The 15,306-nt window shown below is 73.5% G+C and carries 15 protein-coding genes and 1 riboswitch; of the genes, 7 read left to right on the top strand and 8 right to left on the bottom strand.

All coding sequences use genetic code 11. The features are described 5' to 3' along the window. Positions 1 to 65 precede the first annotated feature (65 nt). From QSK26_RS10905 to QSK26_RS10895, 3 genes are all read right to left on the bottom strand, one after another. On the bottom strand, positions 66 to 1,253 hold the full coding sequence (locus tag QSK26_RS10905; RefSeq protein ID WP_285774923.1) for a hypothetical protein: 1,188 nt from the start codon (positions 1,251 to 1,253) through the stop codon (positions 66 to 68). Continuing rightward, positions 1,253 to 1,786, bottom strand: a complete 534-nt coding sequence (locus QSK26_RS10900; protein ID WP_285774922.1) for an RNA polymerase sigma factor — start codon at positions 1,784 to 1,786, stop codon at positions 1,253 to 1,255. The genes QSK26_RS10905 and QSK26_RS10900 overlap by 1 nt, the downstream gene beginning before the upstream one ends. A gap of 160 nt (positions 1,787 to 1,946) precedes the next feature. Further along, on the bottom strand, positions 1,947 to 2,303 hold the full coding sequence (locus tag QSK26_RS10895; RefSeq protein WP_285774921.1) for a cytochrome P450: 357 nt from the start codon (positions 2,301 to 2,303) through the stop codon (positions 1,947 to 1,949). Positions 2,304 to 2,362: 59 nt separating this feature from the next. On the opposite strand from QSK26_RS10895, the gene QSK26_RS41740 reads away from it, so the two are divergent. After that, a complete protein-coding gene (locus tag QSK26_RS41740; protein ID WP_352244307.1) occupies positions 2,363 to 2,923 on the top strand; it encodes a hypothetical protein in 561 nt (186 codons plus the stop codon). 12 nt (positions 2,924 to 2,935) lie between these two features. Here QSK26_RS41740 and QSK26_RS10885 read toward each other — a convergent pair whose 3' ends face one another. Then, complete coding sequence (locus QSK26_RS10885) at positions 2,936 to 4,105, bottom strand: winged helix DNA-binding domain-containing protein (RefSeq protein ID WP_285774920.1); 1,170 nt, start codon at positions 4,103 to 4,105, stop codon at positions 2,936 to 2,938. 237 nt (positions 4,106 to 4,342) lie between these two features. Further along, a complete protein-coding gene (locus QSK26_RS10880) occupies positions 4,343 to 5,572 on the bottom strand; it encodes an extracellular catalytic domain type 1 short-chain-length polyhydroxyalkanoate depolymerase (RefSeq protein ID WP_285774919.1) in 1,230 nt (409 codons plus the stop codon). 237 nt (positions 5,573 to 5,809) lie between these two features. Here QSK26_RS10880 and QSK26_RS10875 point away from each other — a divergent pair, with 237 nt between their 5' ends. Genes QSK26_RS10875 through QSK26_RS10855 form a run of 5 tightly spaced genes read left to right on the top strand, consistent with a single transcriptional unit; the run spans position 5,810 to position 9,925 of the window. Further along, the gene (locus tag QSK26_RS10875) at positions 5,810 to 6,781 is read left to right on the top strand and encodes an ABC transporter substrate-binding protein (protein ID WP_285774918.1); all 972 of its coding nucleotides are present in this window, start codon (positions 5,810 to 5,812) and stop codon (positions 6,779 to 6,781) included. Next, positions 6,778 to 7,548: an ABC transporter permease gene (locus QSK26_RS10870; RefSeq protein WP_285774917.1), complete on the top strand. Its 771-nt coding sequence runs from the start codon at positions 6,778 to 6,780 to the stop codon at positions 7,546 to 7,548. The genes QSK26_RS10875 and QSK26_RS10870 overlap by 4 nt, the downstream gene beginning before the upstream one ends. Further along, positions 7,545 to 8,351: an ABC transporter permease gene (locus tag QSK26_RS10865; protein WP_285774916.1), complete on the top strand. Its 807-nt coding sequence runs from the start codon at positions 7,545 to 7,547 to the stop codon at positions 8,349 to 8,351. Before QSK26_RS10870 ends, QSK26_RS10865 begins: the two co-directional genes overlap by 4 nt. Positions 8,352 to 8,381: 30 nt before the next feature. Beyond that, the gene (locus QSK26_RS10860) at positions 8,382 to 8,912 is read left to right on the top strand and encodes an MFS transporter (RefSeq protein WP_285774915.1); all 531 of its coding nucleotides are present in this window, start codon (positions 8,382 to 8,384) and stop codon (positions 8,910 to 8,912) included. A gap of 47 nt (positions 8,913 to 8,959) precedes the next feature. After that, a complete protein-coding gene (locus QSK26_RS10855; RefSeq protein ID WP_285774914.1) occupies positions 8,960 to 9,925 on the top strand; it encodes an alpha/beta hydrolase in 966 nt (321 codons plus the stop codon). A gap of 28 nt (positions 9,926 to 9,953) precedes the next feature. On the opposite strand, the gene QSK26_RS10850 is transcribed toward QSK26_RS10855, so the two are convergent. Together QSK26_RS10850 and QSK26_RS10845 are read right to left on the bottom strand one after the other, a co-directional pair. Next, positions 9,954 to 10,679, bottom strand: coding sequence for a glycoside hydrolase family 25 protein (locus tag QSK26_RS10850; protein ID WP_285774913.1), 726 nt, complete (start codon positions 10,677 to 10,679; stop codon positions 9,954 to 9,956). Between the two features lie 370 nt (positions 10,680 to 11,049). After that, a riboswitch (cyclic di-AMP (ydaO/yuaA leader) is annotated at positions 11,050 to 11,195 on the bottom strand. 243 nt (positions 11,196 to 11,438) lie between these two features. Further along, a complete protein-coding gene (locus QSK26_RS10845; protein ID WP_285774912.1) occupies positions 11,439 to 12,404 on the bottom strand; it encodes an NADP-dependent oxidoreductase in 966 nt (321 codons plus the stop codon). A 114-nt stretch (positions 12,405 to 12,518) separates the two neighbouring features. Here QSK26_RS10845 and QSK26_RS10840 point away from each other — a divergent pair, with 114 nt between their 5' ends. Then, a complete protein-coding gene (locus QSK26_RS10840; RefSeq protein ID WP_285774911.1) occupies positions 12,519 to 13,487 on the top strand; it encodes a GlxA family transcriptional regulator in 969 nt (322 codons plus the stop codon). Between the two features lie 63 nt (positions 13,488 to 13,550). Here QSK26_RS10840 and QSK26_RS10835 read toward each other — a convergent pair whose 3' ends face one another. Beyond that, positions 13,551 to 14,999, bottom strand: a complete 1,449-nt coding sequence (locus tag QSK26_RS10835) for an FAD-dependent oxidoreductase (protein WP_285774910.1) — start codon at positions 14,997 to 14,999, stop codon at positions 13,551 to 13,553. Positions 15,000 to 15,306: the final 307 nt, after the last annotated feature.

Genomic DNA, 15,306 nt, shown 5'->3' with positions numbered 1-15,306 from the left:
GATTTCTGATTTCACCGTGTCATGTGCCGGACGTGCTTCCCGAAACATGGGATGTCCGCACCGGTTCAGCGTCGGGTGAGCAGCCAGTTCCACCTGCCGATCTCGTCGTTCTCCCGTACGCCCGACAGCGGGATCCGCTCCTTGCCGTCGGCGCTGACCAAGACGAGCCCGTTGCGATGCTCGGACGAGCAGCGGTCCGCGCAGCCGAGCGCGATCATGCGGTCGTTGTCGGCCCAGGCCAGGAACTGGAGGATGTCCGGGGTGCCGACGACCTTCCCGGTCGCCCGATCCCGCACGCCCAACGGCGGGCCCGTCACCTCCAGCCTGCCGTCGGGCGACACCGTGCTCTCCTTGGCGTAGTGCACGTACGGCTCCGCCGGGGTCGCGTGCGGCCGGCCGTCGAGGTCGTAGAAGACCTTGTCGGGGAGCGTGTCGGTGGGCCCCCAGATCAGCGTGCCGTCCTGGCTCCACTGCAGGTCCTGCCGCGCGTTCTGGTTCCCCGGCCGGCCGGCGGTGCGCCTCGACAGCGCGGGCAGCGCGATGAACCGGGTGGTCCGCTCCGCCACGTCGATGACGGTGAACCCGGTCCGCGAGCTCGGGGAATCCTTCGTCATCAGCGGGTCGCCGCCGGTGAACTCCCGGACGTCGGGATGCCGGGCGTAGGCGGTGGCGAGGATCTTTTTGCCGTCGGGCGACCAGGACAGCCCGGCGGCGGGATGGTCCAGGTCGATCCAGTCGAGCACCTCCCGGGTGGCCAGGTCCAGGATGCCGACCCGCCTGGACGGCAGGTCGCCCTCCAGCACCGCGGCCAGCCGCAGGCCGGGCGCCACGTCCAGCCACCGCCACGGGGTCTCCCGGTAGGTGGCGGTGCGCGGGTCGAGGAGGTACCAGGTCCGCCGCAGCTCCCGCACGTCCCCGGAGGCCGGCACCCAGCGCCCGATCCAGTACGCCGACACCGCGTACCCGCCCGCGGCGATCACCCGTTCCGGCGGGCTGGCCGTGTCGGTCCTGACGTCGCCGGTCACGACGGGCGGACGGGCCGGCGAGACGGCCGTGACGTCGCCGCCCAGCCGGGGGACCAACGTCACCGCGGCGATCAGCGCGACCGTGGCCGCCGCCGCGAGGATCGCGCCCCGCAGCCGCGGCCGGCCGCCGGCGCCGGGCCGCAGGCCGGCCCTGGCCGCGGCGATCGTCGCGGGGGACGGCGGAGGCACATCCGGCATGACGTCGTCGATGAGCTTGAACTCGTTCATCAAACCTCCACTCCCAGCGAGTCGCGCAACTTCGCCCTGGCCCGGCTGAGCCGGGAGGCCACTGTGCCCCCGGCCACGCCGAGCGCCTGGGCGATCTCCTCGTAGCTGAGGCCGCCGTAAGCGATGAGCAGCACCACGTCGCGCTCACCCTGGGACAGCCGGGCCAGCGCCCCCGAGAGCCGGCCCACCGTCACCCCCGCCGCGACCCGGTCCACCACCTGCTGGTCGTGGCCGTCGTCGGGTGGTGGGCCGATCTTGGCCAGTGCCTGGTAGCGCCGCCGTTCCGCCCGGCGGTGCCGGCCGATGAGCTTGGTCGCGATGCCGTACAGCCAGGGCCGCAGGTCGCCGCGGCCGGGCTCGAAGCGGTCACGCCGCCGGAAGGCGATGAGAAAGGTCTCGGCGGCGAGGTCCTCGGCGGTGTCGAGGTCGAGCCGCCGGCCGATGTAGCGGCGGATCTCCTCGTAGTGGGCGTCGAAGGCCGCGCCGAACCCTTCCGGGTCGCGTACCGATAAGTCGTGGTGGACAGTGATCACGCAGTACTCCGCTGCTGCTGATGAGGATGACACCCCTACTTGCCCGCAGCAGCGCCCTTCTTCCCGAGTGTTTCAGGCTCGGGCCGACGCGCTCGTCGCAGATGGACACCCCGGCCGGGCCCGCGACGAGCCGGCGGGCCGCCGGGGCGTGCCATCCCGGTCACAGGGTCACCGGCAGGGATGTCACCCGCCAGGCGCCCGGGTCGAGCGCGCGCCGGTTCTCCTCCGGGGCGCCGGCCGCCGCCAGGCCGGGGAAGCGGCGCAGCAGGGCCGTGATCGCCACCTGCACCTGCACCCGGGCCAGCGACGCGCCGAGGCAGAAGTGCGGCCCGTGCGCGAAACCCAGGTGGCCGTGCGCTCCCGGGTCCCGGCCGAGGTCGAGCCGGTCGGGGTCGGGGAAGGCGCGCGGGTCGCGGTTGGCGGCGGCGATCGCGGCCATGACGGCCTCGCCCCTGCGCACCGGCGTGCCGTACAGGTCGGCGTCCTCGCGTGCGTAACGCGGGATGGACAGCAGCATGGGACGACGGTCATGACACCCTCTCAATTTCAGATGATGCGATCACCTGATGCGATCATTTGAATGGCGACGGTCTCGCCGAGGACGCCGAGCGTTTCGCGGCCGGGTCCGCGCAGCCGGGGCCGGACGCCGCCGCCCGCTACCCGCTCGGCGCGTTCGCCCGCACCTGGGTCGCCCGGTTGCCGCTCGCCACCGACGAGCGGTACGGCTCCGCCCGGCTCGGCATGGACCTGATGGCCGAGATCCTCGCCGAGGAGCGGACCCGCCAGGCGTTCGCGCAGCTGATGAAGCTCGACGCGATCCTGCTCGGGCTCGCCCTGGAACGGCTGCGCCCGGCCGCCGGACGGCTGGTGCGCGCCGCCGAGGCCGTGCTCACGACGCTGCACGGCGCGAGCCAGATGGCCGCCGCCGCGCCCGGCTTCGTCGAGCCCTTCGACATCGTCAGCGTGTGCGAGCAACTGGCCGACCTGAAGTGGGCACGGCCGAGGCGGGGCGGTCGCGACCGCCCCGCTGAGCCGGCGCCGTCCCGCGCCGGTCAGACGCGGCCCCGGTGCGGCCCCGGTGCGGCCCCGGTGCGGCCCCGGTGCGGCCCCGGTGCGGACCCGGACGGGGCAGGCTGAGCCCTGGACGGGTCAGGCGTGGCTGCCGACGGTGACGGTGCCGATGGTCAGGCGTGGTTTCGCCTCCATGATCTCGCCCACGCGTTCCGCCTGCTCGTCCAGCTCGGCGCGTTGCGCGGCGGTGAGCGGGACGAGCGGCTCGACGGTGATGTCCGTCCGGCGGCCGGAACGGCGCTGGTGCCACAGCCCGGCGACCACCCCGTCCACGAGCAGGGCCTGGAAGTTGCCCTTCAGCACCCGCTCCGCCGCCCGGCCCGGGTAGAGCAGCTCGGGCGGCTGGTTGCCCACCCGGTAGGCGTAGCCGTCGAAGTACGGGAGCAGCCGCACGCCCCGCGGCGGGCCGGACGGCACCTCGACGTCACCGGCCACCACCCACGCCTGCGCCCCTTCGACCTCGACCCGCTGAAGCTCGCCCTCCATCGAGGCGAAAAGGGCGTCCGCCCACCGGACGGGAGCGTTCAGCCAGTGCCCGAAACGCTTCGGCGTGGCCGGGCCGTACGCGTGCAGGAAGCTCCTGACCAGCGCGGCCAGCGCCTGCTCCGGGGCGTCGGGCGTCAGGCCGGGCAGCCAGCGGCCCGGTCCCGTGTAGGTGGCCTTCCTGCCGTGGTTCGGCCCGAAGCACAGGGCGCCCCGGAACGCGGCCAGCGGCACGGCCTGCCGCCAGCGCGGCCACAGCCCCTGGAACGCCGGGATGACAAGATCGCCCGCCCAGGAGCCGGTGGCGCCGACCACCGCCTCGCCCAGCTCGTCGACGGTCAGCTCGGCGTCCGCCAGCGCCTTGGCGATCGCCTCGACGACCTCCTCGGTCTGGTCGTCCGTCATCAGGATGTGCTCGGAGAAGGGGGTGGCCGGAGTGGGGACCGCGGGCAGGGCGCCGGTCCACATCGGCAGGTCCGCGGCGGGTAGCAGGTGCACGGTGCCGCGCGGGCCGAACGTCTTGACCAGGGTGTGCCCGGTCCACAGCGCCTCGCGCACGGTGACCCGGGTCGCCCCGGCGATCCGCAGCCCGAGGCCCAGCTCGGCCGCCGACAGCACCTGCGCGTGCACGCCGGCCATGGCGGTGGCCACGTCCGCGGCCCCGGCGTCGCGCGCCGGGGCGTCCAGCGCGTGCCGGGCCAGCCGCCGGGCGCACACCTCCGCCCAGCTGAACCGCGGCACGTCGGTCATGCGGTCGGACGTCATACTCGGCTCCCTGCGACGGTGGAGGTCTCCGGCACCCGGCCGCCGTTCGGCGGGACCTCGGCGAAGCGGGCCCGCACGTCCGCGGCGAACGCAATGTGGATCTTCATGGTTCTCCCAAGGTGGCGCTCGAACACGATCGACACTAGGAGCCATTCAGGTCACCATCGGTCCGCAATCCCCGTGCGGCGTGGCCCGCGTCCCGGGTGGGACGCGGGCCACGGAGGAGAGGGGACGCGGTCAGCACTCGCCGTCGGCGAGTACCCAGTAGCCGGGGCCGGTCTGCTTGAGGGAGTGCACGACGAAGGTGTTCCACAGGCCCATCGCCTGGTTGGAGCCGTTGGCGAAGACGGAGCCGCCGGACTGGTAGGCGCGGCCCGCGGTGGTGTGGGCGTAGTTGTTCGCCCGGACGCAGGTCGCGGGCGGCGTCGGCGTGGGGGTCGGGGTGGGGGTGGTCGTCGGGGGCGTGGTGGGACCGCCGCCGCCGTCCAGGCCGAAGAAGCGGGCGTCGTGGTAGGCGGAGCAGATGGTGTCGAGGAAGTACGCCGCCGCGGCGCCGCACTGGTCGGCGCCGTTGCCCGGGTCCACCGGCAGGCCGTGTCCCATCCCGGCGATCTCGTACAGGCGCACGTCGTCGGCGCCGTACACCTTCAGCGAGGTGCCGCCGGTGAGCGACTGGGTGGAGGTCGGGGTCTGCGAGACGCGGCGCACGTTGGTCCACTGGTCACGAAGCTGGGTGCCGTTGGCCGGGGTCACCGTGTAGTCGGACTGGCCCTGCCAGATGGCGACCCGCGGATAGGGGCCCGAGTAGCCCGTGTACGCGTTGCGCACCAGGTCCCCCCACTGCTGGGGCGTCTTACTGGTGGGGCCGTACTGGCAGCCCGACGCCTGGAGCAGGCTGGCGGCGCAGCGGTAGGCCAGCCCGGCCCCGATCGACCCGGCGGCGAAGACGTCGGGATAGGTGGCCAGCATCACCGCGGTCATCGCACCGCCGGCGGACAGGCCGGAGACGTAGACGCGCGAGGCGTCGGACCCGTAGGTGGCCACCGCGTAGGAGACCATGGAGCGGATCGACGCCGCCTCGCCCTGGCCGCGGGTCGTGTCACCCGGCTCGAACCAGTTGAAACAGCTCGACATGTTGTTCGCGCTGCTGGTCTGCGGCACCACCAGGGCGAACCCCCACTGGTCGGCGAACTTCCGCCAGCCCGAGTTGGCGAAGTAGCCGCCGGCGTTCTGCGTGCAGCCGTGCAACAGCACCACGAGCGGGCGGCCGTTCGGCAGACCGTCGGGGCGGTAGCCGTACATGGCGAGGTTGCCGGGGTTGCTGCCGAACGACGTGACCTGGACCAGCGACGCGGCCCGCGCCGGGGTCGCGGTCAGGGCCGTGCCGGCCAGCCCGGTCAGGGTGAGAAGTACGGCCAGCAGGGTGAGGACGGCCCGGGAGGGCCGCGCTGGGAGGGATGTGACCATGAGTGCTCCTTGTGACCTGGCTCACCGGTCCTTTCCAGCGCACGTTAGATCCCCCGTAATACATCCGACATGTACGCGCAACACACTCTTCGCCCCCCTGTCATGGCCCCGGCCGGATGTCCCCGCCGGTACGGGCCGATTCGGGTTCGGGGCGCTTCTGCGCTGGAAATGTCGGTGCCGGCGGTGAAAATGACAACGGAGGCTTACAACCGCCCTCGTCGTCTGCAAAGGAGACCCATGAGGATCGGACGTTCCATGGCCGGGCTGGTCCTGATCGCCGCGCTCGCCGGGTGCGGCGGCTCCGGGGGCGGGGAGCCGGCGGGCACGGCGGGCGGTCTGGAGAAGACCGAGATCAACGTGGGGGTCGTGCCGGTGCCCTCGGCCGCTCCGCTGTTCATCGCCGTCGAGCGCGGCTTCTTCAAGGAGGAGGGGCTGAGCGTCAGGACCCAGACGATCCAGGCCCCGCAGCAGGTCATGCCGCAGATCCTCAACGGCGGCATCGACACCTTCCTGACCAGTTACGTGTCACTGATCACCATCTCCGACTCGCGGGTGGCCGGTCTGAAGATCCTCACCAACTCGCAGCAGGGCGCGGAGGGCATCAGCGGGGTGGTCGTCGCCGCCGACTCGCCCGTCCGCACGCCCGCGCAGCTCAAGGGCAGGACGATCGCGGTCAACACCGTGCGGGCGCTGGGCGAGGTCACCGTCAGCGCCCACCTCCGGGCCGCCGGCCTCACCCCTGCGGACGTGAAGTTCGTGCCGGTCAACTTCGCCGAGCAGATCGCGGCGCTGAAGGCGGGCCGGGTCGACGCCGCCTGGATGACCGAGCCCTACGTCACCGCCGCCAAGGAGGACCTCGGCGGCCGGGTCGTCATCGACACCCTGAGCGGCCCCACCGCCGGCCTGCCCCTCGACGGCTGGGCCGCCACCGCCGACTGGGTGGGCAGGCACCCGAAGACCGCCGCCGCCTTCCAGCGCGCGATGGCCAAGGCGCAGCGGATCGCCGCGACCGACCGTGACGCGATCAACCGGATCATCCCCACCTACACCCAGATCCCGGCCGGCGTGGCCGCCGCCATGGGCCTGGGCGAGTTCACCGCCTCCGTCGACGTCCGGGGCGTGCAGAAGGTCGTCGACCTGCTGGCGGAGTTCCAGATCACCAAGACCCGGATCGACGCGGCCCAGCTCGTCGCGGCACCCCCGGCATGACCAGGGGGCCCGTCCTGCGCGCCCTGGCGGGCGTGGCCGGTTTCCTCCTCGTGGCGGAGATCCTCAGCCTGACCGTCGTCGACCCGCTCGTCCTGCCGCGCGCCTCGGCCGTCATCGCCGAGGCGGCCAGGCTGCTGACCGGCGGCGACTTCCTCTCCGACGTCGCCGACACGCTCGGCGCCTGCGCCCTGGGGCTGCTGCTGGCCGCCGCGGCGGCCGTGCCGCTCGGCGTGCTGCTCGGCACGCTGCGACCGGTGGAGCGGAGCGCGCTGCCGCTGGTGGAGTTCCTCCGGCCCATCCCGGCCGTCGCGCTGATCCCGGTGGCGCAGTTCCTCTTCTTCGACCCGGGGGACGCGAAGGTCGCCCTGGTGGTCTTCGCCTCGTCGTGGCCGATCCTCTTCAACACCGTGTACGGCATGCGCGACGTCGATCCGGTGGCCAAGGACACGCTGCGCGGCTTCGGGTTCGGCCCGGTGGCGGTGGTCGTCCGGGTCTCGCTGCCGAGCGCCGCGCCGTTCATCGCCACCGGGGTGCGGATCGCCGCGTCGGTCACGCTGATCGTCGCCGTGAGCGTGGAGCTGTTCGCGGGCGGGACCGGCATCGGCGTCTACCTGACCGAGGCGTCGGCGGGCAACCAGCGGGTGGCGATGATCGCGGCCATCGTGTGGACCGGCGTCATCGGCGTCCTGGTGAACGCGGTCCTGGCCGGCACCGAGCGCAGGCTCTTCCGCTGGCACCACCTCCGCACCGCCGGGGAGCGCCGATGAGACGCCGGCTCCCGGTCCGCCTGGCCGCCGGCGCCGCCCGGCTGTGGCCGGTGCCGGTCGCGGTGGTCCTGTGGGAGGTCGCCGCCCGGCGGGCGCAGGCCGTCTACTTCCCGCCGCCCTCGCAGATCGCGGCCCGGCTGCACGAGATGTGGTTCTCCGGGCCCGCCGGGCGGCTGTTCCTCACCGACGACGCCCTCGTCCACGTGCTGCCCAGCCTGGGCCGCCTGCTGCTCGGCTGGGCCCTGGCGTGCGCCGCCGGGATCGCGGCAGGGGTGGCGCTCGGCCGCTCGGCCACGCTTTCGCAGTACCTCGGCCCGCTGATCCACTTCGGCCGGACCCTGCCGCCGCCGGTGCTGCTGCCCTACTTCCTGCTGCTGTTCGGCGTGGGCACCCCCACCCAGCTCGCCGCCATCGTCTTCGGCGTCGTGTGGCCGGTGCTGGTCAACTCCATCGAAGGGGCACGGCACATCGACCGCCAGTACCTGGAGACCGCGCAGGCCTTCGGGATCTCCAGGCGGCAGCGGCTGACCAGGATCATCCTGCCCGGCGCGATGCCGAAGATCTTCGCGGGCCTGCGGCTCAGCGTCGCCCTCGCGCTCATCATGATGGTCGTCTCCGAGCTGCTCGGCGGCACCGAGGGGGTCGGCTACCGGCTGCTCATCGCGCAGGGGGAGGTCGACATCCCCACCATGTGGTCGGCGACGCTGCTCCTCGGCCTGCTGGGCATCGCCTTCAACGCCGCCTTCCTGGCCGTCGAGCGCCGCGTCCTGCGATGGCATCGCGCGGCCAGGGCGGAGGCGTGACCCCGGCGCCGCACAGGTGATGGAGCGGGCGTGGCGATCCTGCCCTGGCCGATCGCCACCACCGGCGCCGCCGGGCTCGGCGCCGCGGTGCTGCTGCCGCGGCTCGGCCGGGCCACCGTGCAGATCGGGCTCGTCGTGCTGGCCGCCGGCTTCGTCCTCCTCGCGGTCGCCGTGGGATCCGCCACCCCCGATGCCGGCTGGGCGCACTTCCTGCCCGGCGTCGTCGTCGGCGGCGCGGGCATGGGCCTGACCGTGGCCCCGCTCGCCCAGCTGACCCTGGAAAGCGTCCCCGCCCGGCACGCGGGCTCCGGTTCCGGCCTGTTCAACACCGTCGCCCAGGTCGCCGCCTCGGTGGGCGTCGCCGTCATCGGCCCCGTCTTCTTCGGCGCCCTCGGCACGCCGGGCGGCGAACCGGCCGGGCAGTACGGCGCGGCCTTCACCGCCACCGTCTGGGTCAGCCTCGTCCTGCTCGCGGCGACGTACGCCTTCACCTTCGCCCTTCCACGCCGGCCCGCCGCGCCGGTCGTCACGGGTCCGCAGGGTGGTGCGGGGACCACTTGAGAACAGCGGCGGCCGTGCCCAAGAATCGCGGGGTGAAAGAACCTGTCATGCCTCTCGCGCCGGAGATCGCCGGCCTGCTCGACCGGATGGCCGACGACCCGCGGTTCGAACGCCCGGCGGGCGGCTCGTCCGTGGAGGCGGCCCGCCGCGGGCACGAGTTCGACGCGGCGACCCTGTGCCCGCCGGCCGAACGGGCGGAGGTCGGGGCGGTGCGGGACCTGGTCATCCCCGGCCCCGTGGTGCCGCTCCCGGCGCGCGTCTACCGTCCCCCGGCCCGCGGCGGCGCCGTGCCGACGCTGCTGTGGCTGCACGGCGGCGGCTGGAGCACCGGCAGCCTGGACACGGCGGACATCATCGCCCGGCAGCTCTGCGCCGAGGCGGGCGTGGTCGTGGTGACCGTCGCCTACCGGCTGGCCCCGGAGGCGCCGTGGCCGGCCGGCCCGCAGGACTGTACGGCGGCGCTCCACTGGGCGGCCGGGAACATCGCCTCGCTCGGCGGGGACCCGGACCGGCTCTGCGTGGGCGGGGACAGCGCGGGCGGCAACCTCTCCGCCGTCCTCGCCCTGGCGAGCCGGGAGGACGGCCCGCGGCTCGCCGCCCAGCTCCTCGTCTACCCGGCGACCGATCTCGACCCGAGCCCGGAGCTCTACCCGTCCCGCAAGGAGTGCGGCGCCGGCTACCACCTGGAGATGCCCGACGTCCTGTGGTGCTTCGGCAACTACCTGTCCGGCGGCGGCGACCCGCACGACGCCCGCGTCTCCCCGTTGCGCGCCCCCGACCTGGCCGGCGCCCCGCCCGCGATCGTCGTCACCGCCGACTACGACCCGCTGCGGGACGAGGGGGAGGCGTACGCCGACGCCCTGGACGCGGCCGGCGTGCCGGTGGTCCGGCACCGGCTTCCCGGGCTGATCCACGGCTCCCTGGACATGCTCGGCGTCTCGCCCACGGCGCGGCAGGCGCTGACCGGCATCGCCGCCTCGCTCGCCTCGATGCTGAGGAGCGGGACCGGCTGACCGCGCGGGCCCTGCGTCGCGGCGGGGGTCAGGCCGCTGTGGACGGGCGGCCGAGGGCGCGGAGCTGGGCGGGGGAGAGGGCGGAGACGTTCTGGTCCACCGGGCTGTCGGAGTACTGGTGGATGGTCCAGGTCTTCCAGTCGGCGGGCGGGTCGATGCTGCCCTTCTCCGTGCTGTAGTTGGCCACCCAGAGCGGGTAGCCGGACAGGCCCCGGCCGTAGACGTTCGCGAAGTTCCAGCTGCTGTAGAAGAGCGGGGTGGTGCCGGTCTTCGCCTTGACGTGCGCGAGCCACGTCCTGGCCCAGCTGTTGACCTCCTCGACCGACCTGCCGTCGGTCTCCTCCAGGTCCAGGACGAGCAGGTCGCCGGCCCTGGCGCGCTGGCCGTTCAGCACGGAGAGGAAGTGGTCGGCCTCCGCGACGGGGTCGTTGGCGGGGTGGCCGTAGTGGTAGGCGCCGCGCACGATGCCCTTGTCGGCGAGTTCCCGCCAGTGCCGGGCGAAGGAGCCGTCCACGAAGGACAGTCCCTCGGTCGCCTTGACGATGCCGAACTCGGCCGGGCTGGCGGCCCAGTCGTAGGCGGGCTCGTAGCCGGAGACGTCCTGCCCGTAGGTGAGCGGGGCGGAGCGCTGCTGCTCGGCGGACAGGGTGGGCCGGATGTCGGCGTACGCGGAGCCGGGCAGGGTCAGGCCGGTCGCGGTGAGCAGGGCGGCGGCGGTGGCCAGCTCGCACAGTTTGCGGGGTATGGGGGTCATGCTGTTCCTCCACTGAGGATGCGGAGTACGGATGCCCGCCGGGTACGGAGCCGGGGAAGGCGGGCTGTTTCACCGAGGAGGATTCGCGGCGCTGTGCCCTGCGCCGATTTGGCCGCGGCATGCCGGGCGGCCGTTCAGGGCGGGCCTGCCGCGGGAGAGGCGCCGTGCGCGGGGAACCGGGCCCGGCCTTCGACGCGGCCCGGGTCCGGGGCGGGAGAGCCCGTCGCGGTACCGGGGTCCGGGGCGGGAGGGAGTCCGCCGTCTTCAGCGGCTGACGGCCGCCGGGAGGTGGAACGCGGCCCGGTGGGGCCGGCCGCGGGGAGCGGGGGAAAGGCTCGATGCGCGGGAGACGGTGGCCATGCGGGTCAACTCCTTGCTTCCATGCCGCCTACCGGGTTAGCTGACGGGTTCGGGCGTGGAAGTGCCCTACGGCGCCACCGGATCCGGTCGCGCCGATTCACCCCGAGGTAATGGGTCCCCGGCTCCGCGAAGTCGCGGATTAGGCGTCGTGCCCGCCCGGGGCCGGAATGCAGGGGGTGCCGGCGGGACACGTTCTCGGATGTGCGGACGCCACGCGACCGCATGTTTCGAATACCGGGACGTTAGCGATCCGGGGGAATGCCCGCAAGAGATTCACAGCCGGGCAGGGGAAGATCTTCCTGCCCTATAAGTCGCCTGGAAGTCGTATTTACCTGCTCTTTGTCATATGTGCATGCGAAACGGGCGAAAGGCATGGCTTCCGCCCGTTTTCAGCCGCCGTCAGGAGACGGTCAGCACGATCTTCCCGGTGGTGCGGCCGGTCTCGCCGTGCTCGTGCGCCCTGGCCGCCTGCTCCAGGGGCAGGACCAGGTCGATCGCGGCGCGCAACTTCCCCGTCCGGACGAGCTCCGCGACGGCCTTCATACCGGCCTGGTCCGGCTCGACCAGCATCAACCCGCGCCGGACGCCGAGCGCGCCGGCCTCCTCGGCGGTCGGCGCGTCCTTCGCCGAGACGAGTGACACGAGGATCCCGCCCCGGCGGAGCACCCGCAGGGAGCGCGCCCCGTAGTCGCCCCCGACGAGATCCACGACGACGTCCACGTCGCGGACCACCTCGGAGAAGTCCACCCGGGTGTAGTCGATCGTCTCGTCGGCGCCGAGATCCCTGAGGAAGGCGTGCTTGGCGGCGCCGGCGGTACCGATCACGTGGGCGCCGAGGGCCTTGGCGACCTGCACGGCCAGGTGGCCGACGCCGCCGGCGGCGGCGTGGACCAGCACCCGCTGCCCGGCCCGCACCCGCGCCGTCTCGGTCAGGCTCTGCCAGGCGGTCAGCGCGGCCAGCGGCAGCGCGGCGGCGTGCACGTGGTCGATGTTCTCCGGTTTGCGGGCGAAGTGCCGCGCGGGAGCGGTGATGTACTCGGCGTACGCGCCGGCCTGGTGCGGGAAGCGCGGCATGCCGAACACCTCGTCGCCCGGCCGGTGCAACGTCACGCCGAATCCGGTGGCCTCGACCACGCCGGACACGTCGTAGCCCAGGATCACCGGGTCGCCCCACAGGCCCAGCCCGCCCGACGCGCGGGCCTTCCAGTCCGTCGGGTTCACGCCGGCGGCGCGCACCCGGACCAGGATCTCGCCCGGCCCCGGGACGGGTCGGTCCGTCTCGATCATGGTGAGGACGTCCGGGCCGCCCCACGTCCGCGGGCTGATCGCGCGCATCCGCGGGCGGGTCGTCGTGCTGTCGTGCATCGGGTGTCCGTTCTGGTCGGGCCGGAGGCGGCCGGATGCGTACGGGGACCAGCCTTCACCGCGGGCCGGGTACCGGGAAGCGGCCGGATAGCCATCATGTGTCAGGATCTGGCCATGCATCGTGTGGTGGTCCTCGCCCTGGAAGGCGTCATCCCGTTCGAGTTGGGCATCCCGGCCCGTCTGTTCGCCGGCGTCCGTTCACCGCACGGCGAGCCGCTGTACGACGTGATCACCTGCACCCTGGACGGGCGGCCGGTGCGCAGCAACGCGGGCTTCGCGATCGCCGTCGAGCACGACACCGCGGCGCTGGCCGGGGCGGACACGCTCGTCATCCCGCCCTCGGCCGATCTCGGCCCGATCCGCGACCGGGGTGTCCTGCCCGAACCGCTGCGCCGCGCCTTCGACCGGATCCGGCCGGGCACCCGGATCGTGTCGATCTGCACGGCGTCCTACGTGCTGGCCGCCGCCGGGCTGCTCGACGGGCGGCGGGCCACCACCCACTGGGCGGAGGCCGAGCACTTCCGGCGCACCTTCCCACGGGTGCGGGTGGACCCGGACGTGCTGTTCGTGGACGGCGGCGACATCCTCACCTCGGCGGGCGCCGCCGCCGGGGTGGACGTGTGCCTGCACCTGATCCGCCGCGACCACGGCAGCGCCCAGGCCAACCGGGTGGCCCGCGGCTGCGTCGTCCCGCCGTGGCGGGACGGCGGCCAGGCGCAGTACATCGAACGGCCCGTCCCCGAGCCGGCGTCGGCGGACACCGCCGGCACCCGCGCCTGGGCCCTGGAACGGCTGCACACCCCGCTGTCCCTGTCCGACCTCGCCGGTCACGCCCGGATGAGCGTGCGCACCTTCACCCGGCGGTTCCGCGCCGAGGTCGGCACGACGCCGGGCCGGTGGCTGACCGCGCAGCGGGTCGAACTCGCCCGCGGGCTCCTCGAGAGCAGCGACCTGCCGATCGACGACGTCGCCTTCCGGGCGGGTTTCGGCAGCGCAGGCTCCCTCCGCCAGCACCTGCGCGCCGTCATCGGCGTCTCACCCGCCGCCTACCGCCGCACGTTCCACACCGGGCGCACCTCCTGAACACGCCTGATCGTCCGGGTGGTCACGGGGATGGTCAACTGGTTCTCCGCGTGAGGACGGCGGTCACCCGAAGAGTTTCCTCAGCTCGCGGGCGAGCCGGGTGAAGTCGGTCTCCGGGCCGGCCGCGGCGACGTAGCCGTCGGGGCGCAGCAGGACGAAGCCGCTGCCTTTGGTGACCCGGTGGCGGTGGACGACCAGGCCGGGCGCCTGCGCGGCGAGCGCCCTGCCGCGCCGGATCATCATGTCGTCCGCCGGGCCCATGCTGATGAGCTGGAAGCGGTCCTCCTGGTCGGGGTCGAGCGGCCAGGCGGGGCTGCGGGTGCCCGGGGCGGGCAGGCCCCGCAGGGTCTGCGGGCCCGCGAGGCCGAGGACGTCGGGGTAGCGGATCCGCCAGCCGGCCAGCGTCGGGAGCAGCAGGCGGGCGAGCAGGCCGGTGCGGTGGGCCAGGCTCAGGGCCGAGTTGCGGACGAGCAGCGCGGCGGGCCCCATCATCACGGCCCGGGTCAGCCTGCCGGTGGCGGCCACCGTCTGCTCCGCCGCCGCGCGCCGCTCGATGTCGTAGCTTTGCAGGATCGACGGGGCGAACCGGCCCTCGATCACGCCGGTCAGCTTCCACACCAGGTTGCGCACGTCCTCGAGGCCCAGGTTGAGCCCCTGGCCGCCGGTCGGGGCGTGCACGTGCGCGGCGTCGCCGACGAGGAAACACCGGCCGGCGCGGAAGGTGTTGGCGACGCGCTCGCCGCTGGTGAAGGACGCGGCGAACGTCGTCTCGGTGAGATCGAGCCCGCCGGGACCGCGCTCGTCCAGCAGCCGCCGGACCGTCTCCGGCGTGACGGCGGTGTCCTCCGGCACGGCGCCGGCGATCCGCGCCCTGCCGCCGGGCAGCGGCGCGACCAGTAGCACGCCCGACCGGCTCAGGTGGTAGCCGACCGCCCGCGTGTCGTAGTCGCCCGCCAGCCGCCCCTCGGCGATGAGGAACGTCACCGGGAGCGGCGTGCCGGAGAACACGATGCCGAGTTCCGCGCGGACCGTGCTGCGGTGGCCGTCGGCGCCGATCAGCCAGCCTGCCTCCAGGGTGACCTCGGTGCCGTCGGCCCGGCGGGCGGTGGCCCTGACGGACTCCGCGGACGTGGCCAGCCGGGTCACCCGCAGCCCGCGCTCGACCGTGCCGCCGAGCCTGCGCAGTTCCGCCTCCAGCAGGTCGCAGGTGTCCTCCTGGGGCAGCACGAGCGGCGCGTGGTGCGGGTCGGCCGGTAACCGGAGCACGGTGCCCGGCGCGAGATGGCAGCCGAGCGCCTCGACCGGCACGCCGCGCTTGTCCGCCTCGGCGCGCAGCCCGAGCCGGTCGAACGACTCCAGGGCGTGCGGCCACAGCAGGATGGCCCGCGACCCCCCGGCCGGTTCCTCCCCGGCGTCCACCACCGTCACCGGCACGCCCCGGCGGCTCAGCTCGACCGCCGCCAGCAGACCGCAGGGACCGGCGCCGACGATCAGCACCTTGTTCGTGTTCATCTCTCTGGCACCTCTGACATCGTTTCGGGATTTCGGGAACAGGGGGTCCCCGGCGCCGGCGGCCCGGTGTTCTCCCGCGCCGCCCGCACGACCTCGCCCCCCGAGTCATGGCATGTCAAGACGGGCCTTTTCTCCGCATGGAACGTGGCGATGGAGCAAATCATAGGGAGTTATGGCGAAAGCCCGGATAACTCATGTCGCACCATATATAGCGCTTAATGGTGTTATTTCGGGTTTGTGTGATGTTTCGACCGGTCTGGGGTGGTGTGCGGTGGTCTTGCGGAGCCGTACGGCGGAGCCCGGGGGG

This window comes from Microtetraspora sp. NBRC 13810, from assembly GCF_030268685.1.
Classification (GTDB): domain Bacteria; phylum Actinomycetota; class Actinomycetes; order Streptosporangiales; family Streptosporangiaceae; genus BSRQ01.
This window is presented reverse-complemented; position numbering and strand designations above follow the sequence as displayed.

Excerpts from the sequence above, each read along its gene's own strand:
- QSK26_RS10905 (WP_285774923.1), bottom strand. The coding sequence starts at position 1,253 with ATGAACGAGTTCAAGCTCATCGACGACGTCATGCCGGATGTGCCTCCG.
- QSK26_RS10895 (WP_285774921.1), bottom strand. The coding sequence starts at position 2,303 with ATGCTGCTGTCCATCCCGCGTTACGCACGCGAGGACGCCGACCTGTAC.
- QSK26_RS10885 (WP_285774920.1), bottom strand. The coding sequence starts at position 4,105 with ATGACGTCCGACCGCATGACCGACGTGCCGCGGTTCAGCTGGGCGGAG.
- QSK26_RS10880 (WP_285774919.1), bottom strand. The coding sequence starts at position 5,572 with ATGGTCACATCCCTCCCAGCGCGGCCCTCCCGGGCCGTCCTCACCCTG.
- QSK26_RS10875 (WP_285774918.1), top strand. The coding sequence starts at position 5,810 with ATGAGGATCGGACGTTCCATGGCCGGGCTGGTCCTGATCGCCGCGCTC.
- QSK26_RS10870 (WP_285774917.1), top strand. The coding sequence starts at position 6,778 with ATGACCAGGGGGCCCGTCCTGCGCGCCCTGGCGGGCGTGGCCGGTTTC.
- QSK26_RS10865 (WP_285774916.1), top strand. The coding sequence starts at position 7,545 with ATGAGACGCCGGCTCCCGGTCCGCCTGGCCGCCGGCGCCGCCCGGCTG.
- QSK26_RS10855 (WP_285774914.1), top strand. The coding sequence starts at position 8,960 with ATGCCTCTCGCGCCGGAGATCGCCGGCCTGCTCGACCGGATGGCCGAC.
- QSK26_RS10850 (WP_285774913.1), bottom strand. The coding sequence starts at position 10,679 with ATGACCCCCATACCCCGCAAACTGTGCGAGCTGGCCACCGCCGCCGCC.
- QSK26_RS10845 (WP_285774912.1), bottom strand. The coding sequence starts at position 12,404 with ATGCACGACAGCACGACGACCCGCCCGCGGATGCGCGCGATCAGCCCG.
- QSK26_RS10840 (WP_285774911.1), top strand. The coding sequence starts at position 12,519 with ATGCATCGTGTGGTGGTCCTCGCCCTGGAAGGCGTCATCCCGTTCGAG.
- QSK26_RS10835 (WP_285774910.1), bottom strand. The coding sequence starts at position 14,999 with ATGAACACGAACAAGGTGCTGATCGTCGGCGCCGGTCCCTGCGGTCTG.